We start from the raw sequence: 14,095 nt of genomic DNA on the forward strand, positions 1-14,095 counted from the left end.
AAGCGGGACGTTAGTAGTTTTTGGTGTGGTTGCCGACCCTATGCAAAATTTAGCGATGCCAGAATCAGCCCTGTGGCGAATTTTAGATGCGAACCTTGACCGAGCCAGAGAAGGATTACGGGTGATTGAAGAATGGTGTCGCTTTGGCCGCGAAGATCAAGGTCTCACCCAAACCTGCAAAGAACTCCGACAAACCCTCGGCGCGCGCCATCTCCCCCACTATCGCCAGGCCCGGAACACCGCCACGGATCCGGGGACAACCTTAACCCACAGCCAAGAAACTGAACGCAGCGATCTTCGCGATGTTTTACAGGTCAACCTCAGCCGGATTCAGGAGTCTTTGCGGGTTCTGGAAGAATATGGCAAGTTAGCCGACCCAGGCCTGGCCCAAGTCGCCAAAGAGAGCCGCTATCAGGTGTATATCCTCGAAAGCCAACTCCTACCCCAGGCCAAGCTAGATAAACTCAAACAGACCCCCTTATATCTAGTTACCTCCCCCCATGAGAACCTGATCACGATTGTCAAAGCCGCGTTAGAAGGGGGCCTACAACTTGTCCAATATCGAGATAAAACCAGTGATGACCAAACTCGCCTGCACCTGGCCCAGGCCCTGAAAACCCTCTGTCAGCAGTACAATGCCCTATTTATCCTGAATGACCGCGTTGATTTAGCCCTAGGGGTAGATGCCGATGGTGTCCATTTAGGCCAGCAAGATATTCCGATCAAGTTAGCGCGGCGAATCTTAGGCCCCGATAAGATTGTCGGTCGCTCCACCACAAACCCCCAGGAAATGGAACGGGCCATTGCGGAGGGAGCAGACTATATCGGGGTCGGGCCAATTTATACCACTCCTACCAAACCCGGCAAAGCCGCCGTGGGATTTGACTATATTCACTATGCCCAGGCCCAGGCCCCGCTGCCTTGGTTTGCGATTGGGGGTATTGATGAAACTAATATTGGGCAAGTCGTCCAGGCTGGAGCGAAACAAGTCGCGGTTGTCCGAGCCATCATGGCCGCCGCCGATCCCCAAGCCACTACCCAAAAACTGCTCCAGACCCTCTGCCCCCATCCCAATTCAACCCATTCCTTGCACAGGTAAACCCATGACCACTACCACAACCGAACACATCATGATTCATTTAAATGGCGAAACCCTCCCCTTGCCAACATCTCTCCAGCTATTAGAGTTACTCGAAAGTCGGCATCTCAATCCCCGCCTGATTGCCATTGAATATAACGGCGAAATTCTCCATCGTCAGTTCTGGCCTGGGCAAATGGTTCAAGATGGAGATCGCTTAGAAATTGTCACCATCGTTGGGGGCGGTTAAGGTTCCATGGCCTTATTAACACTGCGGTCACTCTCCAAAGACTTTGGGATTAAGGAAATTCTCCGAGATGCCAATTTCACCCTGAACGAAGGGGATAAAGTCGGGCTAATTGGGATCAATGGTTCCGGTAAATCTACCTTCCTAAAAATTATCGCTGGCCTGGAACCCTATGACAGTGGGGACGTTTGGGTGAACTCCAGTGCCAAAATTGTTTACTTGCCGCAGCAACCCGATCTAAACCCAGAGCTTACGGTTCTCGAACAGGTGTTTGCTGACAGTGGCCCCCAGATGGCTTTGGTGAGGGAATATGAAGCTCTCTCTACCCAACTGGCTCACCCCCAGGCCAATAGTGATTTATTAATGGCTCGCTTGTCTCAGGTCTCAGAACAAATGGATGCCCTCGGGGCCTGGGATTTGGAAACTCAAGCCAAGATTATTCTCAGCAAATTGGATATTACCGATTTAGAAGCCCAAATTGGGGATCTCTCCGGCGGCTATCGAAAGCGAATTGCCTTGGCCGCAGCCCTGATCTCGACCCCAGATGTGCTGTTGATGGATGAACCAACTAACCACTTGGATGCCCTCTCGGTGGAATGGCTCCAGGCCTACTTAAGTCGGTTTCGGGGAGCTATTTTATTAATCACCCATGATCGCTATTTCTTAGATCGGGTTACGCAACGGATTGTCGAAATTGATCGGGGCGAGCTTTTTGCCTATGCCGGGAACTATGCCTACTATCTGGATAAAAAAGCTGAAGCCGAAGAGTCAGCGGCCAGTAGCCAACGTAAACATAGCGGGGTTTTACGGCGAGAACTAGAATGGCTCAAGCGGGGCCCCAAAGCTCGCAGCACCAAGCAAAAAGCTCGGATTGATCGAATTCGGGATATGCAGGAGCAAGAATTTAAATCTGCCCACGGCAAAGTTGACATCACCACCGCCGGCCGGCGAATTGGCAAAAAGGTGATTGAACTTAAAAACCTATGCAAGGGCTACAACGGCCGTACTCTGATCCACAACTTTAGTCATACCTTTGGCCCCGAAGACCGGATTGGGATTATTGGTAGCAATGGGGCGGGGAAATCAACCCTCATGGACTTAATCACCGGGCGAGTGACACCAGATTCCGGCAGCGTTGAAATTGGCTCAACCATTACCATGGGCTATTTTGATCAACATTCCGATGATCTGGCCGCCCACGGCAATCAGCGCGTCATTGACTATCTCAAGGGGGTAGCCGAATTAGTCACAACAGCGGATGGAACTGTGATCACCGCCTCGCAAATGTTAGAGCGGTTTCTCTTTCCCCCCAACCAGCAATATGCTCCCATTCACCTCTTATCTGGGGGAGAAAAACGCCGTCTGTTTCTCTTACAAGTGCTGATCAGCGCGCCGAATCTGCTGATTTTAGATGAACCCACTAATGATTTAGATGTGCAAACCCTGGCTGTTTTAGAAGACTATCTCGAAGATTTTAACGGAACAGTAATTGTTGTTTCCCATGATCGCTATTTCTTAGATCGGGTGGTGGAGACAATTTTTGCCCTAGAGCCTGGGGGACATTTGCGCCAATATCCCGGTAACTATAGCGTTTACTTGGAGTACAAACAGAAAGAAGCTGGAGAAATCCCCAGGCCCATCAGTCCAGAACCGGCCGCCACTAAGCCAGTCAACCCTCCTGCAACACCCCGCCACCAGGAGAAGCCCCGTAAATTATCCTTTAAGGAAAAACAGGAATATGCCGCCTTAGAAAGCCAAATTCCCGCCATGGAACTGGCCAAGGAGAACCTGGAGAAACAGCTCTATCTCAATCCACCGGATGGCTTTACGGAACTGCAAAAACTCTCCCAGCAGTTAGCAGACTTAAATGCATCCATTGACGCGGCAACAGAGCGTTGGCTGGCCCTAGCTGAACGGATTAGCTCCTAAGGTGGACTTTGGTTATTAATCCGTCAATGAGTTGGGGGGTGAGGTCTAAGATCCGATCCAAAACGTGCCAGGCCCCCGCCTTAAGTAAAATCTCGGTATAGCCTTGACGATCCTGAACATGGGGCGGAATCACGCCAACTGCCAGCCAAGTTCCGGGGACGGATTTTCTTTGCGCCTCTTGAATAGTCCGCATATCCACAACGGTATCTCCAACATAGATGACCGTCGAGTTTGGCTGTAGCGGGAAGTTAAGTTGCTCAAGGGCCTGGAATAAGCCGCTGGGATTGGGTTTACCCGGTGCATCCTCCATGGCAATTAAGCAGGGGGAGATTAAACCTAAGCGGCTAGTTAAAATGTATTCCGCAGACCCTCGCGTTGCCCCACTAAAAAAGCCCCACTGCATCCCAGATGTAGTTAACTCCTGAAAAAACTCTAAATTGACCAGAAGGGGTTCATCCTGGATATAGCCATTAAAGTTTTCACCGCGATATTTGGCTTGAAAAAAGGCCTTGATGGTGTCAAAGCTCAAATCGGGGGGGAGGACATCGGGGGCCTGGGCTACTCCATAGCGGCGAATTAACTCCTGCGAGGCTTCCCAATCATTATTCCAACCGCCCTCTGCCTTAAGTTGATCAATGTCTTCAGGGGTAGGGCGATAGGCCTGGGTAAAATGCTCAACGGTATCCGCAAGGGCGCGGCGATAGGAATTAGCCACATCCCGGATTACGCCGTCAATGTCAAAAATTACCGCAATTGGAGCATCGGGCATAGATTAAGCCAACCACAGAACAAAACCTCGCCAGAAATGAACCCCCAGGCCTGAGGCATCCCTGCCAGAAGTATAATTAAGGATAGTCCTTTTTTGAGTCTGGTTGTTTTAGGAGGCTTAATTGTCCAAGTACATTTTGAAAGTGTTGTGGTTAGAAAAGAATGTGGCCATTGCCGTTGACCAAGTTGTGGGGAAAGGAACCAGCCCGCTCACCTCGTACTTCTTCTGGCCCCGCTCCGATGCCTGGGAATTACTGAAAACCGAAATCGAAGGTAAATCTTGGATCACAGAAGCTGAACGGATTGAAATCCTCAACCGGGCTACAGAGATTATTAACTATTGGCAAGAAGAAGGAAACAATCGCCCCGTTACCGAGGCCCAAGGTAAGTTTCCTGATATCAGCTTTGTCGGTACGGCCTAATTTTAGAAAAGTATCAAAGACTCAGGCTTGGGGAGTTCTTAAGGTTTCACAGAGGGTTGGCAAGGGTGCGCTTGGGGAGGACTGGGGATGACAGTTGACTTCCTGCCACTCTTGAACCGCCTCATTTTCAGTTTGGGTCGCCGCCGTATTGACCAGAACAGTAATTTCTCGAGGTGAAAAACCCTCTTCGATTAACTCCAAGTAAATTGGCAGCAAGTTACCCTGGAGTTCTTTGAAAATTGCCTTGGCTCGGGCTGTATATTTGAAATCTTGCTCGAAAAGGCTGGCCATAACGTTACGCCTAAAAGCTGTTTGCTGGGAATAGATCTAGCCTACCAAATAAGTTTGATCGTTCCTTACGCATTATAACCTGAGAGCAAGGGTTCGCAATGGACTCGTTTTAAGGGTAGATTTGCTGGAGCCAGGCCATCAAGTCTGTGGGGGTTTGAAAGTCTAAGAGAGCTTCGGCCAGGTTCTCTAGCTGGGGTAGGGAAAGACTCCGAATTTGCTGGCTCATATCCTCTGATAATGGCCCAAATTTATGATTGAGTTGTCGCAGAGTTAGCAAAACTTCCCCTTCTTGTCGGCCTCGTTGAATGCCCCGCTGCTCACTGGTTTCGACAAGTTCACGATAGGTTACAGATTCACGCATGATTTCTTCCCGTAGTAGTTGTTTGAGCATCTCCTTCTTAAACCTTAGCCCACCCAACAAATAGGTGTAAGCCGTTAAGCTCAGACGCAATTCTCGATCTTCAAGGGTTTCTAATCGCCTAACAACTTCAGTTAATAGGCCGTCAGGATTAGGACTGTTGGCCAAAATTGCCAGGGGCCATAGGGTTGGGAATGGTAGCAGGTCTGTTGCTTTGACTTCCCAGAGGCGAATTACACGATAACGGTGAACTGTGTTTTCGGTTTGAAAGTAATCCATTTGAGCATTAGCGGACGTAGTGGGTCGGAGAAATAAGACAACTTGCCTAATGGGAAGGCGATACTGGCGATAGAGGCGGGTGTAATAGTCGAGCATTCTGAGGGGCATTTCTGGGTCGGCTTGAGTTTGGAATTCCAGGTGTAAAATTTGCTCGCCAACTTGTAAAAAACTGACAAAATCAGCGCGGATCGGTTCAACAGAGAGTTCAGTTTTGAGAATGTTGATCAGAGTATCTCCAACTGCTTCTCCCAACAGCCATGTGATAAAGGGTCTCGGATTACTCTCGATCAGGGATTTGCAGAGATTGTCTTGATTCATGGAACCATTTAGATTTTGAACTGTACTATCAAGGCACAGTTTTTTGCAGGATTTAGAATTTTGAGAACTAGGATTTGACAACGGTGGTAGCGCCAAACAGCATATTCATGATCCCCATAGAAATTGTGATTTGAGCTACTTCTCTGAGACTGTGATCAAGTTGACAAAAATCTGATCGTTCCCGCAAGGCCTGGAGGAGCAAAAACTGATGTTCTGCATCGAGAGTCGCAACATAATCTGCCGTGAGTTTATAGATGGGAATCGTTTTATAAAAGTCAATCTGTTGGCGGAGTTTGCGTTGCCAGAGTTGTTTGGCCTCTAGGCGATCTAGGTTAGCTTTTGTGGTGGCGTTTTTAAGCTCTTGGTTAATCTGTTGGGCCTGGTTAAAGATGGCCTGGGATACCACTGGAATTAAGCCTGATTTGACGGCCATAAACCCAAACGCAAAGATTCCCACCAAGGCCAGTAAAAAGAGCAAAGCGAGCAGTAACCACAGGATTGGGAAACGGTTGATCCAGGCCTGGCGAATCACAATCAGAATTCCCTGCACAACAGCCAAGCTAACTAAACTTAAAAGGCTATAAAAAATGACAATAGAGGCTTTTCCCTGCCGAGTCATGGCTTTCAGATCCCCTGGCTGAATCCCCAAGGCTCCTATGCGACGGCTAATCGTCTGGTGAATTTCATTCAGGCGGCGTTGATAGGTGAGTTCAATGTCCTGGCAGTCCTGCTCTAAGCGTTCGGAAACACGATTCATTTTCTGGGGGTTAAAAATATCTCGATAGTAGGGTGGGGTTTTGGGAGTTGGCTCGTCTTGAGTCTGCCAGGCCGGGTCAGTAGGGCGGGAAAAGGTGGGGCGGGTTTCTTGTTCAGAAAGGACTTGATAGGCCTCATTAATTTTTTTGAAATGTTCCTCAACTAAATGACGGGCTTTTTCCGGTGTGCCGGGGGGGAGTTTATCGGGGTGATATTCTTTGCACAGTTGAAGAAAGGCAGCTTTAATGTCAGCTTTTGAGGCTCGCGGCGATAGGCCCAAGAGTTCGTAATAATCATTCATGCCAACCTACTGAATCAGAATAAATGCTTATGCCGGAGTCGCAATCAAATGTTTTTGCAAATGAGTGGCTAATTGGCTAACAGATAGGCGGGGTGAGGGGCGCGGAATTGGCATCTCTTGGCCATTAATCATCTGCTTGAGGACAGGAACCTCGTACTGATAGGCATTCAACCAACGATCCTGAGTTGTAATGTCGCGAATTTCCAACTCAAATAGTAGGTCTTGAATCTGATTTAATTTTTCCACCAGGCCCGCACAGAGATGACATCCCGGCTTACTGTAGAGAATTAAATGCACCATTGAAGCACCGTTAGGGAGTGGGGGGCGCGCCGAGGACAGTTTTGGAGGCCAAGAGGGTTTTCTTGCGCTCGGACTGGCTGAGTTCTTCCCCGGCCTGGAGTTGGGTAGCGGTTCTTTGCAGGACGGTCGCCCCATTTTGATCCCCCATTTGCAGGGCCGTTTTGGCCGCCGTTTGGAGCAGAGTTGCCGCCCCGGCCTTATCCCCCGCCGCCAGTTTTTTCTCAGCCATTTGGGTTTGACGATATTTTCCCAAGGCGAGAATACTCTTTTGAACCTCTAAATCCGGTTGGGGCTGGTATGTGGCTTCGGCTTTGATCATCAGGGGAATTTTCTCAGAGAGCAATCCCGTCAGGCCTTGGGCTGGATCGTCGTATTTCACCTGGAGTTCCGCAATGGGGTGAGTTCCGCTGGGTAAGGGGTCTAGATAAACATTGATCAAGAGGGTGCGGGGGCTGGCGACTAAAATATCCCCAATCCGAATACTGGCCTGGCTGGGGGAGAGGCGGCTAATTTGTTGATCCAATTCAATGGTTTCTGGGGCAACTTGGGCAGCAGCTTTCAGGTCGGCTAATTTCACCCCTGGCCCAAGGTTGATCTCTAAATGGGCGTTGGTTAAGCCAATGGATTGGATCCGGTTGAACAACGCTTGAAATACAGAGATGGCCTGTTCTGGATATTCAATGTAACTGAGTAATCCAGCCCCAGCATCGGCAATTTTTTCGAGGGTATATTGATTCCAATGTTCGCCAAACCCCAGAGCATTAAAGGTGATGTTATAGCTGGTGGCCAATTGGGCATAGGTGAGGCATTTTTCATTACTGCCATGTTCATTTTCGCCATCGGTTAAGACAAAGGCCTGGGAAATGGCATCTTTTTTTCCTTCTGCCAGTTGCTCTAAGCCTAATTTCATCCCTAAATCTATGGCGGTTCCTCCGGCGGCGGTGACTGAGGCAATTTTGGCTTTCATTTGGGCCGGATTGGTGACCGTTTGGTTGGGAACGAGGACTTTGGCCGTGTGATCAAAAATAACAATGGCTAGGCGATCCTGGGGGCGCATCCGATCCACAATACTTTGGGCCGCTTTTTTAACAGTTTCTAGGGGTTGCCCGGCCATGGAGCCACTGTGATCCAAAATGAGGCAGACATTCAGGGGGGGATTGGGGCCGGTTTGGTTGGCCTGGGCCGAGAGGGAGACGGAAATTTGGCGTTGGCTGGCCTGGTTAGCGGGAAGGGCCGCATCACTCAAACTGGCCTGGAGTTGGATGATCATTGGGGTTATAAACTCTACAGGTAAGGGTTAAACTCAGCTGCAGCCAGTGTTCTTGGGTAATGAAAAAAGTCTAGCATAGGGGTTGGCGGGGTGATTTTTGGTGATTGGGCCTATCTCCTCCCCAGAATCTTGTCCTATTCCGAGTGTGACCCCACCCAAAACCAAACTATTTTTTCTTCTGTTGGTTTCATGATTCCTCAGGCTCGCCATCCGATCCCGACTCTGACTGACCAGATTCTTTCTTTGGGCTTGACTCCCTTAAATTCTAGGCAGGATGAGATGGGTGATTTTGCCAAACTCTCAACTGCATCCGTTTTGATGTCCCGCTCAGTTTGCAGGTTTTGGTATCCGTTCCCTAAGAGTTAAGTATTGCTCGAATATCTTTGAGAAGAATGAATAAGTGTAGTGGATCGGTCGGGGATGGCGTAAAGCCAAAATGTTCATAGAAGTTACGGGCAATATCATTTTTGGCATGGGCCGCTAATGCCCGAATCCCTGCAATATCGGCAGCGTTTAACGTACGATACATCGCATCCTTAAGCAACCCCGAGCCAACGCCTTTACCTTGCCATTGTTGGTCAACAGCTAATCGTGCTAATAGCATTAGGGGAACAGGATGGCGGGCCAGGCCTTTTTGACAGCGTTCTGGTGCATCATCATAAGAAACTTCACTAACGACGAGGGTATAAAATCCGATGATATGGGTATCCGCCAGGCCAACATAGGTTTGTGAAGCACTGGCCTGTTGATTCGGAAAGGCAAACCGAGATAGAAAACGATTCAGGGCTGCTTCCCCACAGTTAAACTCATCTACGGCGTGGTGTCGGGTTAGCTTTTCGATCTTGAAAACGGTCATGCCGAGGCGTTCTGCTCAAAAATGCTGGGTTCATTCAGTAAGCGTTTAAGGCGGGGGGGGTGCTGGGGTGGACGATCCAGAACTGCCATAAACTCAGTCCATTGTTCAGCATTTAGACCAAAATGACTGCGATCCGCTAAAGTCTCATCGGCCTGAGCTAAAGCACTTTCTAGAACAAACTCACTAACAGAGCGATTTGCAGCAGCAGCGGCCCGATAAAGTTTTTGCTTGGCACTGGGTGTCAGTCTCAAGTCTAGTTTTTCAGAACGGGTTGCGATTCGTGCCATAATGGTAGATTTTCTCAAGTAAGATAACCTTAACACAACTGCCAGACAATGTCGTGACACATCTCACACTGCCTTCTACAATAAAGTGATCATATTTTTTTAAGAATTTATCTAAAGACCAAGATCGGATTTAGCGGTTTCGGCCAGTTGCAGGAGTGCTGGAGTTGATAAGTCTGACCAGGCCATGTCTCCCATTTCTTGATAAAACTGGACATCATAGGGCCGCGTCCGAATCACCACTGGCATCGGTACGGCATGACCCAAGACTAAAGCCTGTTGTTTCGAGTCCAATTTAGCCAAGACGGCCCGCAAACTTTGCCCGCCGGATACCCCCGTGAAAATTGCCTCTATATCCTTTTCATCATTGAGTAGGGCAGTAATCCGCGTCCCAATTTGAGACATCACTTCACTGTCAATCCCAGAGGGACGTTGATCCACCACCAAGAGCGTGACGTAATATTTCCGCATTTCCCGGGCAATGATCCCAAAAATAGTTTGCTTTACAGTGCCAGGCTCTAGGAAACGATGGGCTTCTTCAATGGTGATCACCAGGGGGCGGGGGCGATCACTGGGATTTTTGGACTGAAGATAGGTTTCCGCTTGACGGACATAGGCCTGGTGGATGCGGCGGGAGATGATATTGGTGGCCAGCATATAGGAGAGCAGATTGGCCTGAGACCCAAATTCAATCACGACGTGTTTCCCATTGGCTAAAGCGGCTAAAATCTGCCCAATGTAGTTATGGCTGGTGGTATTGCGGAGATATTTCAGGCCTTCTAGGCGGGTTAACTTCCGTTGCAGGGCCATGATTGAAGCCTTACTGCCCATTTTGGTTTCGCAAAACTCCTGAATTTCTGAGTTAGTCATGACTAGTAAGCGATTAATCCAGGCCTGGCCAAACTCATTCCGTAAAATAATCGCATTTTCTAAACTAGCATCGGAAAGATTCAGTTCATTTTTCACCAACATCAAATCTTCAACTTCAATTTGATCAAAGCCAATAAATAATTCTTGGGCATCCCTGACTCCCCGCCGCTTTGTGGAATCTACATCCAACGTATAAATTTGTACTTGGGCAGGAAACAATTGTCGCAATCCCTTCACCATTCGTAAATCTTTGCCTTCGCAGGTGGCCTCCCAGCCATATTCCGAGTGCATATCAAAGATCAAATTCACGGCGGCCTGTTTCTGAATAATTCCGGCCAATAACAACCGTGTCAAAAAGGATTTACCCGTTCCTGATTTACCAAAAATGCCGTTACTGCGCTCAATAAACCGATCTAAATCCAAACAAATCGGGACATCCATATCAATCGGTTGCCCAATGGTAAAGTTCCGCCGATGGGGGTCATCTTCCCAACCAAAAACAGCCCGGAAATCCCCTGGGGTGGCTTCATAAACTTGACTAAAATGACTGGGAATTGTTTTGACGGGCAACAACTCTATTTCGGCACTGGATTGGGGCGGCATCCCTTGTTTTTGGCGTTTATGGTTGCGACTTGTGGGTAATGGCGGTGGCGTTGGGCGGGCCTGGGTAATCATCAGCATTGGTGCCAAATTAATCATCCCATAGGTGCTACTCCCGGCTAAAACTTCTTGCAAAAAGGTATTGGTTGGGGCAGGTGGGTTGGCCAGGATACGGGGATTCGTTGTCCCTAGAGAAACATCAGTTAATAAACAGAAAAAGCGTGATTTAAGCCCCTGAATAACAAGAAATTTACCAACTCGCATTTCCTCAACAGAAATATCAGGATGTAAGCGAATCTCTAAACCTTGACTCAAACATCCCTGAATCACAGAACCTAGAGGATTATATGGCTTCACTTTAAATCTCAAGGGTAGGGGATATTTCTCATCTTAAATAAGTTTCTAGATTCAGACAATAGCGAGTTTCACATCAGACTGGCGGTTAATAGAACTCCAGTTAGGAAATCCAGTGACCAAGCGCTTTGAACCGATCTCTATAATTACTCTAGATTTAGGCAGCGACAACAATTCTAAGTAACTATAGGAAACAAGTCAATATTTTAAAATTAGGGTTAAAAACACTTTTACATTTTAGGAATTTATCAATCAAACTGAGTCAAAATCGGGCATTTTGCCTTTCAGCAACGTTCCCTGATGACGGCATTAGCCAATATAGTAATCCGTCTTCATTTGTGAGAATGACTAATTATCAGAAGCCTTGGTAAAGAATCCCCCCTTGTTGAGCCTAGGATGAAACAAAAACTTTGTAGGGATAGATAATTCTGGGCTATTTTCACGAATCATTACTGTTTACTATAAGCGTGTTGGAAAATCATCGGAAACAGTTAGAGAATGTTTCAGAGCCTTCTCGATTTTACTTATGGAGAGTAGGGAACTCGAATCCGTTTCCGGCCAACTCAAAACCCAATAATATCAATACTTCCAGAGTCTTTATCTAAATCCTTGCTTAAACCTTGCTTAAAATCCCTAATTGATCCTGTTCTTTTTCAATGCATAAACCGAGAATTTATAGTCAATTTCTCTAGACAATTACTTGTCTAACGTTCATAATTGACCTGTGACAATTTAGGAAGTGGCACAGTGGCAGTCAACCCCTCACTAACTCAGTTATTCGGAACTGGAGCAACCCAAACCGAGACTTCAATCACAATCCAAAAAGATCAGTTACCAGGCCTGACAGCAACCGCGAACAACTCAGCCGAAGGGATAGCCGTAGCGATACTCAAACGGTGGTCACTAGGACAAGACAACAGTGCAGACTCGGAACTAGCCGTTAGGATTCAGCCGCCTTCAGTCGCGCAGCGAGGGGGAGTCACAAAAACTCTCTACAGATACCTGATTGACCTTTACGCCCCCTACACCGGCCCAACTGAACCCGATCCTGATGATTTCTAAATGATTTATTTACTTAATCCTCAAGGGATCCCCACAGCCCAACCTGGGGAGGGTGACTATCTCACGTTTTATAACTCGCAAAACAAGCCCAGGCGAGTAAATTGGAGTGAATTAAATTTTAGTAACTCTGGGCCAATTTCTGCTGAGAGCGTAACTGGATTAGTCGCATTTATTCAAAACACATTAATTCCAGCCGAAAATATAGATGGATTAGTTAATATTGTTCAAGCTACACCTACTAGCTGGCAAATTAGAAATAGCAATTTTAACGCTGTAGCCAATGCGAATTATTTTATTGATAACAAAACTAATCAAATAATTGCTACCTTACCTGCTAATCCTGCTACAGGTGACACCGTTAGATTCTTGTTATTAGGTGATAAACTAGTAACTTTTAATAGAAATGGCTCATTAACTTTAGGTTTATCAAATAATATAGTCGCTTTTAGCAAAGCTAAGTTAATGGAGCTAATTTTTTGTGATAGTGCTAACGGTTGGATTCCTTCAGATATTAATAATCAATTTCTCTCTAGGCCCTCAAGCTTTAATCAATTAACGATTAACTTAACCACTTTAGAGTCCTACAATTTAAACGGCAATCCAATTACTATTTTGACTGACGGAAACACCACCTCAGGATTAATTAAAGACGGTGGCACAGGATTTAGATTAAGAATTAATTTCACTAATTTAGTGTATGCGAATAGAATCATAGTTAACACTGGGCAATTCAACGGCAATTTTAACCAACCTACAGGATTACAGATTTTCAATTCTCCTAATGGGATTGATAACCTGGTTTCTACAGTTTCTTTAAATAGGACTTCTAATGAGCAAAGTTTTGATTTAACTAATATCAGTGCCTTAGATTCACCTGTTAGCAATCTTTCTATCAATTTCACGGGTAACCACGATACTGGAGATGGTTCACGGCAATCAATTAGAGAGATTAGGTTATTTGGATTCCAATTATGAATACAATACGAAGCTTTGGGTTAACCTTAACAGATACAAATCAAGGTGATTTATCAGTGTTCTATAAACCTGGGTTAATTCCTGGCACAGCATCCACTGATAGAGTAGCCGCTCTCATAAATTATCTATTTATTACTGTAAATTTGCCTAACGCTCCCGTAATCCAATCCTACTCAGGCCGGTCTGTTGCACTAACTCTTAAACCTTTTAGTAGTTCACCTGTATTAGAGATAAACACCTTAGACTTAAGACCGGCGGTAGTACCTTACACGATTGACCTTTTACCTTTCTTGTTTGGCCAAAGAAACCCTACTTTAGGGCCTGATTGTGAGATAGGGGTAAAGCTAATTGATAAGTCTTACGGCTATTTATTGAGCAACGAATCACTCACAATTTACGGCGCAGCCGGTGAGGAAATCGAAAATAATCAAGATACGATAATTCAAAAACTTAATTAAAAGGAATTAACAACTGTGCCGATAGCATTAGCACCCGTTTTAGCAGTAGGTCAGGCCGTGGCGATTGGGGCTGTCGCCGGGGCAGTAACTAACACTTTATTAAACGCTAACGCTCGCCGTTGGAAAGAGGATAGGGATGCCGGTCGCTTGCCTGGGCCTGGGATGCCACGGTGGGCGGTCGACCTGGGTGACACCCTAACTAATTACGAACCTCGACAACCTTTACCACCTAATCCTGCTACTAACTTTACTGGTGGTCAGTGCGCAGGGGTTCGTTACGAAGTTACGATTAATTCCACAATCAGGACTAGGATAGTTC

16 protein-coding genes are annotated in these 14,095 nt (G+C 46.9%); 7 read left to right on the plus strand and 9 right to left on the minus strand.

Annotated features, from left to right (window positions below; genetic code table 11):
- Nucleotides 1-40: 40 nt before the first annotated feature.
- The 3 genes from RIF25_RS09305 to RIF25_RS09315 are packed head-to-tail and all read left to right on the plus strand — an operon-like array spanning nt 41 to nt 3,254.
- The gene (locus tag RIF25_RS09305) at nt 41-1,099 is read left to right on the plus strand and encodes a thiamine phosphate synthase (RefSeq protein ID WP_322878269.1); all 1,059 of its coding nucleotides are present in this window, start codon (nt 41-43) and stop codon (nt 1,097-1,099) included.
- A 4-nt stretch (nt 1,100-1,103) separates the two neighbouring features.
- Nucleotides 1,104-1,328 carry a sulfur carrier protein ThiS gene (thiS, locus tag RIF25_RS09310; RefSeq protein WP_322878270.1) on the plus strand — a complete coding sequence of 75 codons (225 nt, stop codon included), beginning with the start codon at nt 1,104-1,106 and terminating at the stop codon, nt 1,326-1,328.
- A gap of 6 nt (nt 1,329-1,334) precedes the next feature.
- Nucleotides 1,335-3,254, plus strand: coding sequence for an ABC-F family ATP-binding cassette domain-containing protein (locus RIF25_RS09315; protein ID WP_322878271.1), 1,920 nt, complete (start codon nt 1,335-1,337; stop codon nt 3,252-3,254).
- On the opposite strand, the gene RIF25_RS09320 is transcribed toward RIF25_RS09315, so the two are convergent.
- The gene (locus RIF25_RS09320) at nt 3,244-4,023 is read right to left on the minus strand and encodes a TIGR01548 family HAD-type hydrolase (RefSeq protein ID WP_322878272.1); all 780 of its coding nucleotides are present in this window, start codon (nt 4,021-4,023) and stop codon (nt 3,244-3,246) included. The two genes, RIF25_RS09315 and RIF25_RS09320, sit on opposite strands and share 11 nt — an antisense overlap.
- A gap of 121 nt (nt 4,024-4,144) precedes the next feature.
- On the opposite strand from RIF25_RS09320, the gene RIF25_RS09325 reads away from it, so the two are divergent.
- Nucleotides 4,145-4,444, plus strand: a complete 300-nt coding sequence (locus tag RIF25_RS09325; RefSeq protein WP_322878273.1) for a 30S ribosomal protein PSRP-3 — start codon at nt 4,145-4,147, stop codon at nt 4,442-4,444.
- 21 nt (nt 4,445-4,465) lie between these two features.
- Here RIF25_RS09325 and RIF25_RS09330 read toward each other — a convergent pair whose 3' ends face one another.
- The 8 genes from RIF25_RS09330 to RIF25_RS09365 all read right to left on the minus strand — a co-directional run bounded on the left by RIF25_RS09330 (nt 4,466) and on the right by RIF25_RS09365 (nt 11,284).
- On the minus strand, nt 4,466-4,735 hold the full coding sequence (locus RIF25_RS09330) for a hypothetical protein (protein WP_322878274.1): 270 nt from the start codon (nt 4,733-4,735) through the stop codon (nt 4,466-4,468).
- A 109-nt stretch (nt 4,736-4,844) separates the two neighbouring features.
- A complete protein-coding gene (locus RIF25_RS09335; RefSeq protein ID WP_322878275.1) occupies nt 4,845-5,690 on the minus strand; it encodes an Rpn family recombination-promoting nuclease/putative transposase in 846 nt (281 codons plus the stop codon).
- Between the two features lie 67 nt (nt 5,691-5,757).
- Complete coding sequence (locus RIF25_RS09340; protein ID WP_322878276.1) at nt 5,758-6,747, minus strand: J domain-containing protein; 990 nt, start codon at nt 6,745-6,747, stop codon at nt 5,758-5,760.
- Between the two features lie 27 nt (nt 6,748-6,774).
- Nucleotides 6,775-7,047, minus strand: a complete 273-nt coding sequence (locus RIF25_RS09345; protein ID WP_322878277.1) for a glutaredoxin family protein — start codon at nt 7,045-7,047, stop codon at nt 6,775-6,777.
- 10 nt (nt 7,048-7,057) lie between these two features.
- Nucleotides 7,058-8,317: a vWA domain-containing protein gene (locus RIF25_RS09350; RefSeq protein WP_322878278.1), complete on the minus strand. Its 1,260-nt coding sequence runs from the start codon at nt 8,315-8,317 to the stop codon at nt 7,058-7,060.
- 355 nt (nt 8,318-8,672) lie between these two features.
- Nucleotides 8,673-9,173, minus strand: a complete 501-nt coding sequence (locus tag RIF25_RS09355; RefSeq protein ID WP_322878279.1) for a GNAT family N-acetyltransferase — start codon at nt 9,171-9,173, stop codon at nt 8,673-8,675.
- Nucleotides 9,170-9,460, minus strand: coding sequence for a type II toxin-antitoxin system TacA family antitoxin (locus RIF25_RS09360; RefSeq protein WP_322878280.1), 291 nt, complete (start codon nt 9,458-9,460; stop codon nt 9,170-9,172). Before RIF25_RS09360 ends, RIF25_RS09355 begins: the two co-directional genes overlap by 4 nt.
- A 111-nt stretch (nt 9,461-9,571) precedes the next feature.
- A complete protein-coding gene (locus RIF25_RS09365) occupies nt 9,572-11,284 on the minus strand; it encodes an ATP-binding protein (protein ID WP_322878281.1) in 1,713 nt (570 codons plus the stop codon).
- Between the two features lie 744 nt (nt 11,285-12,028).
- On the opposite strand from RIF25_RS09365, the gene RIF25_RS09370 reads away from it, so the two are divergent.
- From RIF25_RS09370 to RIF25_RS09380, 3 genes are read left to right on the plus strand one after another with little or no spacing between them, the layout of a single operon-like run.
- Nucleotides 12,029-12,343 (plus strand): hypothetical protein, encoded by a 315-nt coding sequence (locus RIF25_RS09370; protein WP_322878282.1) that lies wholly within the window; start codon nt 12,029-12,031, stop codon nt 12,341-12,343.
- Nucleotides 12,344-13,318 carry a hypothetical protein gene (locus RIF25_RS09375; protein WP_322878283.1) on the plus strand — a complete coding sequence of 325 codons (975 nt, stop codon included), beginning with the start codon at nt 12,344-12,346 and terminating at the stop codon, nt 13,316-13,318.
- Nucleotides 13,315-13,776, plus strand: coding sequence for a hypothetical protein (locus RIF25_RS09380; RefSeq protein WP_322878284.1), 462 nt, complete (start codon nt 13,315-13,317; stop codon nt 13,774-13,776). The genes RIF25_RS09375 and RIF25_RS09380 overlap by 4 nt, the downstream gene beginning before the upstream one ends.
- The last annotated feature ends 319 nt before the right edge of the window (nt 13,777-14,095 follow it).

The organism is Pseudocalidococcus azoricus BACA0444, assembly GCF_031729055.1.
Classification (GTDB): Bacteria; Cyanobacteriota; Cyanobacteriia; order Thermosynechococcales; family Thermosynechococcaceae; genus Pseudocalidococcus; species Pseudocalidococcus azoricus.